This window comes from uncultured Tateyamaria sp., assembly GCF_947488715.1.
Lineage (GTDB): Bacteria > Pseudomonadota > Alphaproteobacteria > Rhodobacterales > Rhodobacteraceae > Tateyamaria.
The window spans coordinates 310,227-325,905 of record NZ_CANLAG010000002.1 but is presented as its reverse complement, the minus strand read 5'-3'; the positions used below and the strand labels follow the sequence as shown (position 1 = coordinate 325,905).

Here is a 15,679-nt window from a genome sequence, read left to right as displayed (position 1 = left end):
CCCCGATGCCCATGCGCAACCACCTGTGCCATTTCACACGCTTGCCGGATGGGGTGGACAAGGATAGTCAGGGTTCATGACCCAAATTGATGACTCCCGCGCCAAACGCAATGTCGCCGTCCTTGTCGCGGCGCAGGCGTTTCTTGGATCGCAAATCACCATGATGTTCGTTGTCGCGGGCCTCGCCGGACAACAGCTCACTCCTTATGCGTGCCTTGCGACATTGCCGATCTCCTTGATCGTGTTCGGGTCAATGACCACGGCCCCTTGGCTGTCGAATGTCATGCAGAACCATGGGCGCAAAACGGGGTTTGTGCTGGGCGCCATTGGTGGTCTGATCGGTGCGGCCATCGGGGTCTGGGCGCTGAGTATTGGCAGTTTCTGGCTGTTCCTCGTGGGCAGCTACATGACCGGTATCTATATGTCCGCACAGGGTTTTTACCGGTTCGCAGCGGCGGATACCGCGTCGGACGCATTCCGCCCCAAGGCGATCTCATATGTCATGGCGGGCGGTTTGCTGTCTGCCATCATCGGCCCGCAGGTCGTTGGCTATGTCACTGCAGGTGCTGCCGATGCAACGGTGGCACGCTATATCCCGATCTATTGGGTCGCAATGGGGTTCAACCTGATGGGCATGGCGCTCTTTATGTTCCTCGACATCCCCAAACCGCCCGCCGCTTCAGCCGAGGATGGTCCCGGTCGCACGCGGCGTGAACTGCTGGCCAGCCCGCGCATCGCCGTCGCGGTGATCTGTGCCGCGGTGTCCTACGCGCTGATGAACCTTGTGATGACCTCGACCCCGCTCGCGGTGGTCGGATGTGGCTATACCGAACCGGACGCGGCGAACATCGTCACCGTTCACGTGCTGGCCATGTTTGCGCCCTCATTCTTTACCGGTCACCTGATCACACGTTTTGGCGTTGAGCGGATCATGGGCCTTGGCCTCGGCATTCTCGGGGTGGCCGGCGTTGTGGCTCTGCAAGGTGTGGAACTGACCAACTTCTACGGCGCATTGTTCCTGTTGGGGCTGGGTTGGAATTTCGGGTTCATCGGCGCGACCACCATGCTAGCGGGGTCGCACACACCGCAAGAACGCGGGCGTATGCAGGGTATGAACGACCTGATCGTCTTTGGCGGCGTCACCGTCGCGTCGCTGGCGTCCGGCGGCTTGATGAACTGCATCGGTGGCGACCCGGTCGAGGGTTGGGCCGCAGTGAACATCGCGATGGTCCCGTTCCTCGTCTTGGCGGGTGGATCGCTGATTTGGCTGATGATCCGCCAAAAGCGCGTCGCAGTCTAAAGCACCACGCGCCCGCTCAAGACGGACATACCCAACCGCCATGGCGTCAATGGTGGCGCAAGCCGCCCGTCGGCCACGGACCCTGGGTCTCGCGTCACGTCGTTCAACAACCGCACGGCACCGATGGCAGGCCAAAGCGCCGGTTTGGCACTGGCAGGCAAGCTTGGCCGCGCCACCGCGTCTTTGATCCGGCGGGCCAAATCCATGATCCCGTCATGTGTACCATCGACCAGCGGAATGCGTTTGCTCGCCTCCAACTGCGGAACCGCCCGCAAAAAGGACGCCAGCCCCCCAGCAACAGCGACAGATCGCACTGCTGCCTCCTGCCCCTGCGGTGCGCCCAAAACCTGCGCGGCAGTCCACATCAAATGCCCGCTGGTTTGGTTCAGGTAACCAAGCAAATGCGCCTCGTCTTCGAACGGGTCCTTGTAAATGTCCCAACGCCGCGCCGCCACGGCTTCATCAAGGCAACGCGCCATGGCAGGTGAAAGCACACCCGCCAGCGGTGTGGTCACCTCGTGCTTGCGCACGGACCTGCCGTCCGCAACCTCTTCCAGCGCGTCTCGCCACCATTGCAGGCGCATCTCTGCAATCATCGCCTCTTGGGTCACCCATGGTGCGCGCGCCACTTCGATGTTGAACGCATAAAGCGGGAACAGACGCAGCCGCGCGGACATTGGGGCCGCCATCACGGTGCGAAACCGGTCCGGGTCGCCCTTTTCCACCAATTGCGCACAGGGAAAAACGGCGTCGGGCAAGGTCATTGCGGGCTCACGATCAGCAATGCATAGGCAACTTGGTCACGGGCCGCGCGCCAACGGTCGATTTCCAACTGATTTTCGTCCAGTGCCCGTGCAACCTGTGGATCGGGGTCCGATTGACGCAACATGTCTACGCGCGCCTGCATTGGCTTGTAGTATGCCTCCCACGGCGCGCCGACGATCATGCGATGGGCGTGGGTTTGAAAGCCTGCCGCTGTGACACGCGCCTCAATGCCGGACAAATCCGTGATGTGCGGATAGTCCGACCAAAACGCTGCGACCTCAGCCGAAGGTGTGGGGTCAAGCAAAACCGGTTCGGAAAACACAACATGTCCGCCGGGGCGCAAAGCTCTCCGCCAACCACGCAGCACCTCGGTCACGCCGAGGAAATAGAGTGCGCCAGCACACCAGATCAGATCGTATGATCCATCTGGCGACGCCATATTGTCACAACGCACGCTCACCCGGTCCGCATCGTCGGCCAATTGCGCTTGCGCCTGCTCAACAAAACTCAGCGTTGTATCGACCGCCGTGATCCGCGCCTCTGGCAACAAACGTGCCAGCGTCATCGTATCGGCACCCGGACCACAGGCGGCGTCGAACACATCAACCGCTCCGCTTAGCCCAATGGCATCCACGGCCCACGCCACATCGTCGGGCAAGCCGGGCCCCTGACGTGGCAGGCCCTTGTGGACCTCCAAAAACGCCGCCCACTCTTCGGGGCTCATGTCACGTCGTCCTGCACAAGTTTCCAGCGAATGGCATCAAGCAGCGCTTCAAATGACGCATCCACTATGTTGGCAGACACGCCCACAGTGGACCAACGCCGACCCGTGCCATCCGCACTGTCGATGATGACGCGGGTGACAGCTTCGGTGCCGCCCTGGGTGATGCGCACCTTGAAATCCACCAGCTTTATGTCCTCGACATGCGACTGGAACCGCCCAAGATCTTTGGCCAGCGCCTTGGCCAGCGCATTGACCGGGCCACGGTCAGTTCCGTGTTCATCCATGCTCTCGCTCACCGACAACATCTTGGTGCCATCGACCTTGAGAACGACAACCGCCTCGGACAGCGACACCATCTGATCACGCTTGTTCTTGCGACGCTCGATTGTCACCCGGTAGCGTTTGACCTCGAAGAAGTCGGGCAAAAGGCCAAGCTCCTTGCGCGCCAACAACTCAAACGACGCCTGCGCGGTGTCATAGCTATAGCCTTGCGCCTCGCGCGCCTTGATCTGGTTCAGAATAGCGGACAAGGCGGGATCCTTGGGGGCCACATCCAACCCCATGTCTGACAAACGCTTGCGCAGATTGGACTGCCCGGCCTGATTGGACATCGGGATGATCCGCGCGTTGCCCACGATCTCTGGATCGACATGCTCATAAGTCGTTGGATCCTTGAGGATCGCGCTGGCATGCAAACCAGCCTTGTGGGCAAACGCCGACGCGCCGACAAAAGCCGCCTGTTTCTGCGGGACGCGGTTCAGGATGTCATCCAACATACGCGACGTGCGCGTCAGCTCTGCCAATGCCTCAAGGGTGACGCCCGTCTCGAACTGGCTGGCATAGGGTTCTTTGAGCAACAGAATAGGGATCAGCGTCGTCAGGTTGGCATTGCCACAGCGTTCGCCCAAACCGTTTAGCGTGCCCTGTATCTGGCGCGCGCCTGCCTCCACAGCCGCCAAGGATCCCGCAACCGCGTTCTCCGTGTCGTTGTGCGTGTGAATACCCAACCTGCGGCCATCAATGCCGGATGCGATCACCGCCTTGGTGATTGCGTGAATGTCCTGCGGCAAAGTCCCGCCGTTGGTGTCACACAGCGCAATCCACCGTGCGCCAGCATCATAGGCCGCGTGGATCGCCTCGAGCGCGTAGTCCGGGTTGGATTTGTAACCGTCGAAAAAGTGTTCCGCGTCAAAGATCGCCTCGCGCCCTTGCGCCACGATATGGGCAAAGCTGGCGGCGATATTTGCAGTGTTTTCCGGCAGGGAAATCCCCAGTGCCTTGTCCACGTGGAAATCATGGGTCTTGCCGACAAGGCAGACGGCCGGTGTGTTGGCGTTCAACACGGCGGCCAGCACATCGTCGTTTTCCGCGCTGATCCCCGCCCGTTTGGTCATGCCAAAGGCGGTGAAAGTCGCGCGCGTCTGCGGCTGGTCCTCGAAAAATGCGCTGTCGGTCGGGTTCGCGCCGGGCCACCCGCCTTCGATATAGTCGATGCCCAACGTGTCCAGAGCGGCGGCAATCTGGTGCTTTTCAGGGGTTGCAAACTGGACGCCCTGCGTTTGTTGCCCATCGCGCAACGTGGTGTCGAAGAGGTAGAGACGTTCTTTAGTCATGGTGCGCCTCTTGGTACATCTTCGATACTGCATCTACGCCGAGGCTTTCACCGGCGATGCAAACTCGGCGGAAAAAGGTCATAGGAATGAGTCCAATTTGCTAAGGTCCGCATCAAGATCGGCGCCAAGTACAATGCCATCTTTACTCATCCGAACTTCAACGCCTGCATCCAAATATGCGGCCTTCAATCGATCAACCTCGGTAAAGTCTTTTGTTTCCATTGCCTTGGCGCGGGCTTGCGACAAACGTTCCGTAAGCGCATCTAAAACTACTCCTGGGCGATTAATCCACTCACCCATGCCATTGTTCAACAAGCCAATCATAGCGGCACTCGCCTTTAGTTCTCCGAAGCACCCCTGATTGAACAAATCGTGCAAGACGGCAATCGCGCCTGCAGTGTTCACGTCATCAAGTAAAGTTCGCAAAAACTCGTCCGATGGCGGCTGATTAACATCGACTTCGTCCGTCACAGCGCGCCACTTTCGCAAAACTCTTGCCGCATCTTTGGCTTTCTTTCCTGTCCAATCCATCGGCTTGCGATAGTGCGTCGACAGCATGACAAAGCGGATCACCTCACCCGGCACACCCTGATCCAGCAGATCGCGCACAGTAAAGAAATTGCCCAAGGACTTGGACATTTTCTTGCCCTCGACCTGCAACATCTCGTTGTGCATCCACACGTTTGCAAAGCCGTGGCCTGCGCATTTTGACTGTGCAATCTCATTCTCATGGTGCGGGAATTGCAGGTCGTTCCCGCCGCCATGAATGTCGAAACGGTCGCCCAACAACTCATAGGCCATGGCTGAGCATTCGATGTGCCATCCCGGACGCCCACGTCCCCACGGACTGTCCCACCCCGGCAGCGCATCATCCGACGGCTTCCACAGGACAAAATCCATCGGGTCTTCCTTGTAGGGCGCGACCTCGACCCGCGCGCCTGCGATCATGTCGTCCACTGACCGGCCCGACAGCGCGCCATACGCCTCATAGGCCCGCACCCGGAACAGCACATGGCCGTCATTTTCGTAGGCAAAGCCCTTGGTGATCAGGTCGGCAATCATATCGACCATCTGCGAGATAAATGCCGTCGCGCGGGGTTCGTGATCCGGACGCAGCGCGCCAAGCGCATCCATATCCGCGTGATACCACCCAATTGTCTCATCAGATCGCTCTGCCACCAGCTCTTCGAGCGTGCCTTTGGCTCCGGCCTCTTTGCGGGCCAATGCGGTGGCGTTGATCTTGTCATCCACGTCGGTGAAATTGCGCACATATGTCACCGCGCTTTCACCATAGACGTGGCGCAAAAGGCGGCTCAGCACATCAAACACCAGAACGGGACGCGCATTGCCGAGATGGGCGCGGTCATAGACCGTCGGCCCGCACAGATACATCCGCACGTTGGCCGGATCGATGGGGACAAACGTGTCCTTGCGTCGTGTTGCGGTGTTGTAAAGTTGAATGTCCATCAGGACCTCATCAGGCATATGCGCAAGGGGCGCGCGGTTGGCGCGGGCCTATCAACTCTTGTATGTCATGGAAACAAAGAACCGGCCCGCTGAAAGGATCAGCAGATAATGCAGCAAGTGATGCAAGTGGTCCGGGTCATACGACAGGCCTAACGCGGCACGGGCCACCTGGTCAAGCCTTGTGTCCCGCGATCTGATACGCCACCTTCCAGACATGACACGCGAAACCGTAGACAAGATTTGCCGCGCCCTGCCCGGCGCCCACTGGGCCAGCCACCACGACGGTGGCCTCGATGCGTGGAAAGTTGGCGGCAAGATGTTTGCCTGTATCGGTCAGTCAAACGACGGCGTTTCGGTCAAATGCGACAGCGTGGATACAGCCGCGTTTTTGATCGAGATCGGCGCCGCAGAGAAGGCCAAGTATTTTCACCGGTCCTGGGTCCGCATCCCTTTTGGCACGAAAGACGCCGGTGAATTTGCCGAACGTATCCACACGTCATACGGCCTGATCCGCGCCAGCCTGCCCAAAAAAGTGCAGGCAGAACTCGCCGCCTGGCAAGACAACGACGGGTCGTGAACGGATGACCTCCTGTAGGCCATATCGCGGCCCGCTCACGTGTTGACAATGGCTGTTGGCTCTGCGTCCTTGGCGTTGAAATCTGATCGGAGCGTGCCATGAATCTGTCCCAACGATTGACGACCCTGACTGGCGGTGGATCTGACGGTTGGGACGTGTTTATCAAAGCTCGCAAAATGATTGCCGAAGGCACGCCAGTGACGGAATTGACCATCGGCGAACACGACATTCGAACGGCGGCACCGATCCTTCAGGACATGCACGCAAGCGCCATGGGCGGACACACAGGTTACGCGATGGTGCCGGGCACAGACACGTTGCGCGACGCAGTTGCCGCACGCACCGAGGCGCGCACCGGCGTGCCGACCAGTCGCGACAATGTGCTGATCACACCCGGTGGTCAGTCGGCGCTTTTTGCTGCGCATGCGGCAGCGTGTGATCCAGGCGATGTGGCGCTTTACCTCGATCCCTACTATGCCACCTACCCCGGCACTTTGCGTGGTGTGTCCGCTGTGCCGCGCGCGATCATTACCCGTGCCGAGGACGCGTTTCAGCCACGCGCCAGCGACATCGCCGCCGCCTGTGACGGGGCCACGTCGCTGCTGATCAACTCGCCCAACAATCCGACCGGCACTGTCTATTCGCACGACACCATGACCGGGATTGCAGGTGTGTGTCAGGATCACGACCTATGGCTGATCTCGGACGAGGTCTATGACAGTCAGATTTGGGACGGCACGCATCTGTCGCCCCGCGCTTTGCCGGATATGGCCAAGCGCACGCTGGTGGTCGGTTCAATGTCCAAGAGCCACGCGATGACCGGGTCACGCTGTGGCTGGCTGATCGGGCCAGAGGATATGATTGCGCATCTGATCACCTTTGCCACCCACACGACCTATGGGGTGCCGGGGTTCATTCAGGACGCCAGCGTTTTTGCACTGGGCCAAGGCCCTGAATTCGAAGATGAAATCGCTGCTCCCTTCCGTCGCAGGCGGGCCATTGCGCACGGGGTTCTAGCAGGGCAAAACACTGTCGGTCTGATCCCGGCGCAGGGTGCGATGTACCTCATGCTGGACGTGAGGGCGACCGGCCTCAGCGGTGACGATTTCGCCAATGCGCTGCTGGACACACACCACATCGCCGTCATGCCGGGTGAAAGCTTTGGTGCGGCTGCCGCAGGTCATGTGCGCGTGGCCATGACCATCGACGACAGCGCATTCGAAGACGCACTGCGCACCGTCTGCAGCTTTGCCGAAAGCCGCGCCGCTGCGTGATACGGGCGCGCGCAGCGCCCGTACAGCCATTGCGTTCAGCCAGGCAGGTGAATGTTCAGCCGCGCACGTATCGTCGCCTCGACTGTTGGGTCCAGCGCGGCTCGCGACGGTTGCGACAGTATCTCAGCCTTGCGGGCCTTGGCCCGGTCCAGCAGTGCCGGCTTGCCCAGTTCAACCCACTCCTTGGGCGACGTCCGGTCGCCGAATGTCGGATAGACATAGTCGCTCTGCATCCGGCTGAGCGTCTGTTCTGTCCCAAGGTAGTGGCCGGTCCCGGACAGACAAACGTCCGCGATCTGATCGACGGCCAATGTCTCGTCCGTGACTTCGATCCCGCGTACACACCGCATCGCCTGACCGATGATGTCATCGCCAAGGATCAAGCTTTCGGGGCAAAACCCAAGCAGCGACGCATGCATACCCGCCGCCTCATAGACAAGGTTCACCCCAGACAAGCCCGCTGTCAGGTTGGAACACATCTGTTCCCATCCGGCCTGCATATTTGGCAACTTGCTGTCGGATGCACCGCCCGCGGCCCCACCCGGCAAATCGTAGAACCGGTGCATCTGGCCGCAACCCGCGGTCAACAGCGCCTGCTCACCCGAACCGATCGACATCGCGCCTGTGCGCAGGTCCAAACCAAAGGGCCATGTGCCAAAAATTGCTGGCGCACCAGGGCTGATCGCATTCACGTAAACAAGTCCCGCCAGACACTCAGCGGTCGCTTGCACAATGGCACCCGCAATCGTCGACGGCGCGGTCGCCCCCGCCATCCCCGCAGAGAGCAGCAGAACCGGCATACCGTGCTTGATGCACTCCTCCATCACCTGACAGCTTTCGGGCGCAAACTTCATTGGTGGCACGACAAAACAGTTGGAATTGGACACAAATGGCCGTTCCCGCCACGCCCCCTCACCACCCGCAATCTCGTGCAGCATTTCAATGGCTGGCGCGACAAACTGCGGCTCGGAAAAGCTGGTGCCAATATGCTTGGTCGTGCCCGTGACGCAGGCAAAGATCGAATTGTACTCCATCTCGCAGGTGTCCGGGATGTCGCGACAGATCATAGGTCGCTGGAAAAAGTGGATGTTGTCCAACTGATCCGCGATCCGCGCCGCGTCGTGCAAATCCTGCACCGTGGAATCTCGGTAGGACTCACCGTCCGGCTCAACCACATGCACAGCCGCACCTGCAGTGCCGTAATGCACCCGTCCACCACTCAGACGCATGTCATGGCGCGGGTCGCGGGCATGCAGCGTGATGGTACGATTGGCCTTGGCCAACATGTCCTCAACCAGCGCGCGCGGAAAGCGTATGCGACCGTCATCGCCCTGAATGGCGCCCGCTTTGGTGAGATAGGCAACGCCGCTTTCGGGCGCATCCGCCAGCCCCACGCGTTCCAGCGCATCAAGGGCTGCATGGTGGATGCGCTCCATCTCGGCGGCGGACAGTGGGTTATACAGCCCGCCCTCAAGGCCGGGGCGGATGGGTCGAAGATGGTCAGCCAGCGGTGCTGCACGCGCTGCACGGCGTGCCGCGCGGCCGCCAGCGCGCGAAGTGGATTGATCGTTCATGTTTGGAATCCGAAGTTGGTGTCTAGACAGTGGGTGACAAACTCAATCCCGCGCGGGTCGTCCCCGCGCCGCACGACCACGCTCTGCACCGATGGTACGGCACACAAGTGCGATCTTGCATCGACATCCTTGCACGACAGACCTCCCTCACGTCCCGTTGCAGTGCGGCGTTGTTTGTAAGCTTGATGCGCAAAACGTCGCCTGTCTGTCCCATTTGCGACGCCCCAACGGCGGTGCGCCGCGCAGTGCCTGCGCGCATTTGTGCGGTCCATTGCCCAGTTTAGCACCCGACCCACACTGCCTCTGGAACCACGCCGCGAACTCCCCAGTTGTTGTCACAGCAGGCCTCAAAGGGCCTGTGACACGACGACCAAAGGAGCAGATAAATGAAAATGCGTACAATCCCTGCAACATCGCTGGCGGCCTTGGTGGCATTGTCCACAACGCCAGTCCTTGCGGGCGGCTTTGACACACCCGTTGCCGACGCGCCTGCGCCAACTGCACCACCACCACCCGCACCCCTGCCTGCATTGGGCGGCGATTGGACTGGCGCTTATGGCGGTGTGCAATTGGGCTACGGCGACGTGAATGGTTCGGGTGCTGCGGATGGTGATGACGTCCTCGGCGGTGTTCACCTGGGCTACAACTACGATTTCGGCACCTTCGTTCTGGGCGGCGAACTGGACTACGACTTTGCCGACATCGACCTGAACGGTGCCGCAAGCGTCGACAGCGTGGCGCGTCTGAAACTGAAAGCTGGCTATGACTTTGGCCCGGCGCTGGGATACGTCACCGCAGGCGTCGCAGATGTCGACACCTCGATCGGTTCAGAAAGCGGAGAGTTCTACGGGATCGGCGTCGCCTACCAAATCACGGACCGCTACGTCGTGGGTGCCGAATTGCTGGAGCACAGCTTCGACGACATCGGCGGCAGCGGTGTGGATGCCGACGCCACAACCCTGACCCTGCGGGGATCCATCCGGTTCTGAGCGCACGCGCCCCGGCCGATCCTCCCCCAGAGGCCGGGCGCTGATGCGTCAGATGTAAGCACGGTGCGCTTCGGCGTACCGTGCTTTTTTCGTGCCAACTGTTCCGCTCAACTCAGACAGCAGGCAAGCCGAACACCCCGCCGCAAACACAGTGAGGCCCGGCCCCTGGGGGGAGACCGGACCTCACACCCCCACCCTTCCGCGGAGACGTAGCATCTAAATCCGCACGCCGCGCGGAATTGCAGGTGACCCTTTGGCCTTAGCCGTCTGTGGCTGGCATCAGACCCGCTTCTTGCGCTGCGGCAATCTCATCCGCATCCAGCGCACCGTCCGCGTTCAGGTCCATCGCTGTGAACCCGTCCGATGTGACTTCGGGAAAGCTGGCTTGCACTTCGTCAATGGTCAAAACGCCATCGCCGTTGGTGTCCAGCTCTGACGCGCTTTGCCCCATTGCAAGGGCGGGGATGGCCATAGCGGCCAGAAACGTCAGCGAAGCAAATTTGGTCATAGGGAACTCCCATTCCATTTACGTTGTGAGGGTCCGTGAGTGGCGCCCTCACAGTGTATGAGCCTGAAACACGCCCCAACATCCGCGCGGCACGGCGCGTCGGCAAAACACGCAACCCCACGCCGATTGGCGGCCACCCCATCAGCGATCCGTTGCCCAAAAAGGGGGCATTCCTGACATCGGCAGAAACCCCCCGGCTGTTCAATCCAATCGCAAAGGCGCAGCATCGGCTGCATGAGACACCACAGCCCAATGACCCCGCGCCGCCTTGTGCCGCTGATCCCGATGCTCACCCGCCGGGCCCGTCGCCTCGCGCGCAGTCGCACCGAAGCCGAAGACATCGTGCAGGACACGTTGCTCAAACTGTGCCAACGCCTGCGGGATGGTGCCTCCATTGATGACCTGCCCGCCTACGCCATGCGCACGCTGACCAACCGGGCGCGCCGCAGTTGGCAACATGCCGGAACCGACGAATTAGAAGAAACACACGCCCTGACGGAGCCGGACGCACTGATCCGCCTCGATTGCGCTGATACACTCGCCGCCATCACGACACTTCCACCGCCACAACGGCATTTGATGGATCTTGTCGTGGCTGGCGAAACGTCCCCCCGCGCCTTGGCCAAGGCAACCGGCCTGCCCCTGGGCACCGTCATGTCGCGCCTGGCCCGCGCCCGCGCCCGCCTGCGCCTCACGCTACACGAGGACGGTTGATGCAACGCCGGGGTCGGCGGGTGGGCGAATTTGCAAAGCAAAGAGAGCACCCACCGATCAAAACTCCCAAAAGGAAAAACGGTGGACCGAAGCTCTCCGTTGAGTTTCGCTGTTCTGCGGGCGTTTGCCTAGCAAACGCATGCCCCCTGACAGAACGCATGGCATAGCTCAGCGTGTAGTCAGCGTGCAGATGCCCTGAACAAAAAAATGGGGAGCGCGAACGCTCCCCGTTAGTTTCGCCGTTCAGGCTCAATATGTTAACCGCCCGGTACTTTTCTGCCTGCGGCCTGAACGTCGTCAGGGGCGAGCGCACCCGCCCCGTGTGCCAGAGGCAGATCGCTCTGCCTCCGTAGTAGGATGGGAAGGACTAAAGTCGCGCCCCACCCTGTCTCGTCGGGGGCCAGACCAGCCAAACCGGCCCGACCCCCTCGCGCCCCTGACCGGGACGCGTAAACTGATCAGCTACACCCGGACGTCCCGCCGCAGGTGTTGCACTTCATGCATGTGCCGTTGCGCACCAGTGTGTAGTTGCCACACTCGCCACAGGCCTCGCCCTCATAGCCCTGCATCTTGGCCTTGGTGCGTGCATCCATCGTCGTGGTGGCAGCGGCGACTGTTGTGGTCGACACTTGCGCCGCACCATTCACAGCCACTTCAGGCACCAAGGTCTGCAAGGCAACCTCGGCATCCAGACCGGTCTCGGCCATCCCGCCCTGCAAAACCACCAGATCCTGCGGCAAACGCTTGCGCAGATACCCGGTCGAGCTGATTTGCTTCAACACTTCCAGAGACTTGGATGCGGCCGTTTCCGACAACTCCGAGACGTTGGACACGCCTTCTTCCTCGCCCTGACCCAATGTATCGAACGTGGCGCCCTCTGGCTTCACATGCGCCAGATCGGTGCGGTCGAGGTAAGACACAGCCAATTCGCGGAACACATAGTCGAGGATCGACGTCGCGTTCTTGATGCTGTCATTGCCCTGCACCATGCCTGCGGGTTCGAACTTGGTGAAGGTGAAGGCGTCCACGAATTCCTCCAGCGGCACACCGTATTGCAGGCCCACGGACACAGCGATGGCAAAGTTGTTCATCATCGCCCGGAAGCCAGCACCTTCCTTGTGCATGTCGATGAAGATCTCGCCCAGGTTGCCGTCCTCATACTCACCAGTCCGCAGGTAGACCTTGTGGCCGCCAACGATGGCTTTCTGAGTGTAGCCCTTGCGGCGCTGAGGCATCTTTTCGCGATGCGATTTGATGATCTCCTTGACGATCACCTTCTCCACGATCTTCTCGGCCAGCACGGTGGCTTTTTCCATCGGTGCACCGGTTTCGAGAACCTCAGCGGCATCCTCGTCGTCTTCCACCAGCGCAGCCGCCAGCGGTTGCGACAGTTTGGAGCCGTCACGGTACAACGCGTTGGCTTTCACCCCCAGCGACCACGACAGCTCATATGCGCGCTGGCAGTCCTCGATGGTCGCGTCGTTGGGCATGTTGATCGTCTTCGAGATCGCACCAGAGATGAACGACTGCGCCGCGGCCATCATGGTAATGTGGCTGTCAACACTCAGGAAACGCTTGCCTTTCTTGCCGCACGGGTTGGCACAGTCAAAGATGTGGTAATGCTCTTCCTTCAAGTGCGGCGCCCCTTCCAGCGTCATCGTCCCGCACACGTGGTCGTTGGCGGCGTCGATATCGGCTTTGGAGAAACCCAGCGACTTCAGCAGGTCAAAGGTCGGGTCGTTCAGCTTGTCCGCCGGGATGCCCAGCACTTGCGTGCAGAACTCTTCGCCCAGCGTCCACTGGTTGAACACGAACCGGATGTCGAACGCACTTTCCAGTGCCGCTTCCACCTTGGCCAGCTCGTTGGCACCAAACCCATGTCCCGCCAGTGTCGTGTGGTTGATCGCCGGTGCATTGCCGATGGAACCATGGCCCACCGCATAGCTGACGATCTCCTCGATCTGGGCAGAGCCATAGCCGAGGTTCTCAAGTGCGGCTGGCACCGAACGGTTGATGATCTTGAAGTAGCCGCCACCCGCAAGCTTCTTAAACTTCACCAGCGCAAAGTCCGGCTCGATCCCAGTGGTGTCGCAGTCCATGACCAGACCGATGGTCCCGGTGGGCGCAATCACGGTGGACTGCGCATTGCGGTAACCGTGCTTCTCGCCCAGCTTCAGCGCCTCATCCCATGTCGACATGGCGACATCGATCAAACGTGGATCGGGACAGTTGGCGTGATCCAGAGCGACAGGCTTTACCGCCAGCTTTTCATAGCCTTCGGTTGACCCATAAGCCGCTGTGCGGTGGTTGCGCATCACACGCAGCATGTGGTCAGCGTTCTTCTTGTAACCGGGGAACGGCCCCAATTCGCCCGCCATCTCGGCAGAGGTGGCATAGGCCACACCCGTCATGATCGCCGTCAGCGCACCACAGAGCGCACGGCCCTCGTCGCTGTCGTACCCGTGGCCCATATTCATCAGCAGGCCGCCGATATTCGCGTAGCCAAGGCCCAAGGTGCGGAAGTCATAGGAGCGTTGAGCGATTTCCTTGGACGGGAACTGCGCCATCATCACCGAGATTTCCAGCGTCACGGTCCAAAGACGCGAGGCGTGCATGTAATCCTCGACCTGGAATTTACCGTCCTTGAGGAAGGTCAGCAGGTTCATCGACGCCAGGTTACAGGCCGTGTCGTCCAAGAACATGTACTCGGAGCATGGGTTGGACCCGCGGATCGCACCGTCTTCGGGGCACGTGTGCCAGTCATTGACCGTGTCGTGATACTGAATACCCGGATCGGCACAGGCCCAAGCGGCGTGGCCGACCTGTTCCCAAAGATCCCGCGCCTTGACGGTTTTGGTGACCGACCCGTCAACACGGCTGATCAGTTCCCAATCCGCGTCCTTCTCAACAGCGGTCAGGAAAGCATTTGTGACGCGGATCGAGTTGTTGGAGTTCTGACCCGAAACCGAGTTGTACGCCTCGGAGTCCCAGTCCGTGTCGTATGTCGGGAATTCGATGGCCGTGTGACCCTGACGCGCGTAATCCAGCACGCGTTTGATGTATGTCTCTGGGATCGCGACCTTTTTGGCCGACTTCACCGCGTCCTTCAGTGCATTGTTTTTTTTGGGATCGTAGGCATCTGCCTCTGCGCCGTCCCATGTTCCGATGGCTTCAAAAATGCCGTTCAGCTTTTCTTCGTGCATTTTCGAGCCAGCAACGATCGACGCCACTTTTTGCTCTTCCAGCACCTTCCAATTGATGAAATCCTCGATGTCCGGGTGGTCCGCGTCTACGATGACCATCTTGGCGGCGCGGCGCGTTGTGCCGCCCGATTTGATCGCACCCGCAGCGCGGTCACCGATCTTGAGGAAACCCATCAGGCCAGACGATTTGCCACCACCAGACAGCTTTTCGCCCTCGCCGCGCAGCGACGAAAAGTTCGTGCCGGTGCCGGACCCGTATTTGAACAGACGCGCTTCGCGCACCCACAGGTCCATGATGCCACCATCGTTCACCAGATCGTCTGACACGGACTGGATAAAGCAGGCATGCGGCTGGGGGTGTTCGTAGGACGATGCGGATTTGGTCAGCTCACCGGTCTTGTAATCGACATAGTGGTGGCCTTGCGCAGGACCGTCGATGCCATAGGCCCAGTGCAGGCCTGTGTTGAACCACTGTGGGCTGTTGGGCGCGGCGCGTTGTGTTGCCAGCATGTGACGCATTTCATCGTAGTATGCGCGCGCATCCTCTTCAGTGGTAAAGTATCCACCCTTCCAACCCCAATACGCCCACGCACCTGCGAGACGGTCAAACACTTGCTTGGAAGACGTCTCACCGGCAATCTCTGCGCCGTCGTCCGCTTCGGAGCGCCACAGAAACTCGGGCACGCCCGCCTCTTCGACTTTGCGCAGTTTGGACGGCACGCCCGCTTTGCGGAAATATTTCTGCGCGATGACGTCGCTGGCCACCTGAGACCACTTTGCAGGCACTTCGACCTCATCCAGGTGGAACACGATGGTGCCATCAGGGTTACGTATCTCGGACACTGTGGTCACGAAATCGAGGTCAGCATATGCGTCCTGACCGGCCTTGGTGAACTGTCTTTCAATTTTCATCGCGCTGCCTCGTTTCCAGCATGTCTCTTTTCGCGAATGAACCCGACGTTGCAGGCCTT

12 protein-coding genes are annotated in these 15,679 nt (G+C 60.3%); 5 read left to right on the top strand and 7 right to left on the bottom strand.

Annotation, left to right across the window (positions count from 1 at the left end; all coding sequences use genetic code 11):
- The first annotated feature begins 76 nt into the window (after positions 1–76).
- Entirely contained in the window at positions 77–1,300 is a 1,224-nt protein-coding gene (locus tag Q0936_RS05865) for an MFS transporter (RefSeq protein ID WP_299297748.1), read from the top strand.
- Here the strand turns inward: Q0936_RS05865 and Q0936_RS05860 are convergent.
- The 4 genes from Q0936_RS05860 to cysS form a co-directional block, all read right to left on the bottom strand.
- On the bottom strand, positions 1,297–2,064 hold the full coding sequence (locus tag Q0936_RS05860) for a squalene/phytoene synthase family protein (RefSeq protein ID WP_299297749.1): 768 nt from the start codon (positions 2,062–2,064) through the stop codon (positions 1,297–1,299). The genes Q0936_RS05865 and Q0936_RS05860 overlap by 4 nt on opposite strands.
- On the bottom strand, positions 2,061–2,789 hold the full coding sequence (locus tag Q0936_RS05855) for a class I SAM-dependent methyltransferase (RefSeq protein ID WP_299297750.1): 729 nt from the start codon (positions 2,787–2,789) through the stop codon (positions 2,061–2,063). The genes Q0936_RS05860 and Q0936_RS05855 overlap by 4 nt, the downstream gene beginning before the upstream one ends.
- Positions 2,786–4,402 carry a citramalate synthase gene (gene cimA / locus Q0936_RS05850; protein WP_299297751.1) on the bottom strand — a complete coding sequence of 539 codons (1,617 nt, stop codon included), beginning with the start codon at positions 4,400–4,402 and terminating at the stop codon, positions 2,786–2,788. Before cimA ends, Q0936_RS05855 begins: the two co-directional genes overlap by 4 nt.
- A 78-nt stretch (positions 4,403–4,480) precedes the next feature.
- On the bottom strand, positions 4,481–5,872 hold the full coding sequence (gene cysS, locus Q0936_RS05845; protein WP_299297765.1) for a cysteine--tRNA ligase: 1,392 nt from the start codon (positions 5,870–5,872) through the stop codon (positions 4,481–4,483).
- A gap of 211 nt (positions 5,873–6,083) precedes the next feature.
- On the opposite strand from cysS, the gene Q0936_RS05840 reads away from it, so the two are divergent.
- Positions 6,084–6,446, top strand: coding sequence for an MmcQ/YjbR family DNA-binding protein (locus Q0936_RS05840; protein WP_299140800.1), 363 nt, complete (start codon positions 6,084–6,086; stop codon positions 6,444–6,446).
- Between the two features lie 98 nt (positions 6,447–6,544).
- On the top strand, positions 6,545–7,720 hold the full coding sequence (locus Q0936_RS05835; protein WP_299297752.1) for an aminotransferase class I/II-fold pyridoxal phosphate-dependent enzyme: 1,176 nt from the start codon (positions 6,545–6,547) through the stop codon (positions 7,718–7,720).
- Between the two features lie 35 nt (positions 7,721–7,755).
- On the opposite strand, the gene Q0936_RS05830 is transcribed toward Q0936_RS05835, so the two are convergent.
- Positions 7,756–9,294, bottom strand: coding sequence for a trimethylamine methyltransferase family protein (locus Q0936_RS05830; protein ID WP_299297753.1), 1,539 nt, complete (start codon positions 9,292–9,294; stop codon positions 7,756–7,758).
- 392 nt (positions 9,295–9,686) lie between these two features.
- Here Q0936_RS05830 and Q0936_RS05825 point away from each other — a divergent pair, with 392 nt between their 5' ends.
- Positions 9,687–10,283, top strand: coding sequence for an outer membrane beta-barrel protein (locus Q0936_RS05825; RefSeq protein ID WP_299297766.1), 597 nt, complete (start codon positions 9,687–9,689; stop codon positions 10,281–10,283).
- A gap of 259 nt (positions 10,284–10,542) precedes the next feature.
- Here the strand turns inward: Q0936_RS05825 and Q0936_RS05820 are convergent, their stop codons facing one another.
- Positions 10,543–10,791, bottom strand: a complete 249-nt coding sequence (locus Q0936_RS05820) for a hypothetical protein (RefSeq protein WP_299140786.1) — start codon at positions 10,789–10,791, stop codon at positions 10,543–10,545.
- A 234-nt stretch (positions 10,792–11,025) separates the two neighbouring features.
- Between Q0936_RS05820 and Q0936_RS05815 the strand changes: the two genes are divergently transcribed.
- Positions 11,026–11,505, top strand: a complete 480-nt coding sequence (locus tag Q0936_RS05815; protein ID WP_299140784.1) for a sigma-70 family RNA polymerase sigma factor — start codon at positions 11,026–11,028, stop codon at positions 11,503–11,505.
- Positions 11,506–11,963: 458 nt separating this feature from the next.
- Here Q0936_RS05815 and Q0936_RS05810 read toward each other — a convergent pair whose 3' ends face one another.
- Positions 11,964–15,620: a vitamin B12-dependent ribonucleotide reductase gene (locus tag Q0936_RS05810; RefSeq protein WP_299297754.1), complete on the bottom strand. Its 3,657-nt coding sequence runs from the start codon at positions 15,618–15,620 to the stop codon at positions 11,964–11,966.
- Positions 15,621–15,679 lie beyond the last annotated feature (59 nt).

What these genes read in the sequence shown, in the direction of transcription:
- Q0936_RS05855 (WP_299297750.1), bottom strand. Translation starts at nt 2,789, where the DNA reads ATGAGCCCCGAAGAGTGGGCGGCGTTTTTGGAGGTCCACAAGGGCCTG.
- Q0936_RS05825 (WP_299297766.1), top strand. Translation starts at nt 9,687, where the DNA reads ATGCGTACAATCCCTGCAACATCGCTGGCGGCCTTGGTGGCATTGTCC.
- Q0936_RS05815 (WP_299140784.1), top strand. Translation starts at nt 11,026, where the DNA reads ATGAGACACCACAGCCCAATGACCCCGCGCCGCCTTGTGCCGCTGATC.
- Q0936_RS05820 (WP_299140786.1), bottom strand. Translation starts at nt 10,791, where the DNA reads ATGACCAAATTTGCTTCGCTGACGTTTCTGGCCGCTATGGCCATCCCC.
- Q0936_RS05830 (WP_299297753.1), bottom strand. Translation starts at nt 9,294, where the DNA reads ATGAACGATCAATCCACTTCGCGCGCTGGCGGCCGCGCGGCACGCCGT.
- Q0936_RS05840 (WP_299140800.1), top strand. Translation starts at nt 6,084, where the DNA reads ATGACACGCGAAACCGTAGACAAGATTTGCCGCGCCCTGCCCGGCGCC.
- Q0936_RS05865 (WP_299297748.1), top strand. Translation starts at nt 77, where the DNA reads ATGACCCAAATTGATGACTCCCGCGCCAAACGCAATGTCGCCGTCCTT.
- Q0936_RS05860 (WP_299297749.1), bottom strand. Translation starts at nt 2,064, where the DNA reads ATGACCTTGCCCGACGCCGTTTTTCCCTGTGCGCAATTGGTGGAAAAG.
- Q0936_RS05810 (WP_299297754.1), bottom strand. Translation starts at nt 15,620, where the DNA reads ATGAAAATTGAAAGACAGTTCACCAAGGCCGGTCAGGACGCATATGCT.
- Q0936_RS05835 (WP_299297752.1), top strand. Translation starts at nt 6,545, where the DNA reads ATGAATCTGTCCCAACGATTGACGACCCTGACTGGCGGTGGATCTGAC.
- cimA (WP_299297751.1), bottom strand. Translation starts at nt 4,402, where the DNA reads ATGACTAAAGAACGTCTCTACCTCTTCGACACCACGTTGCGCGATGGG.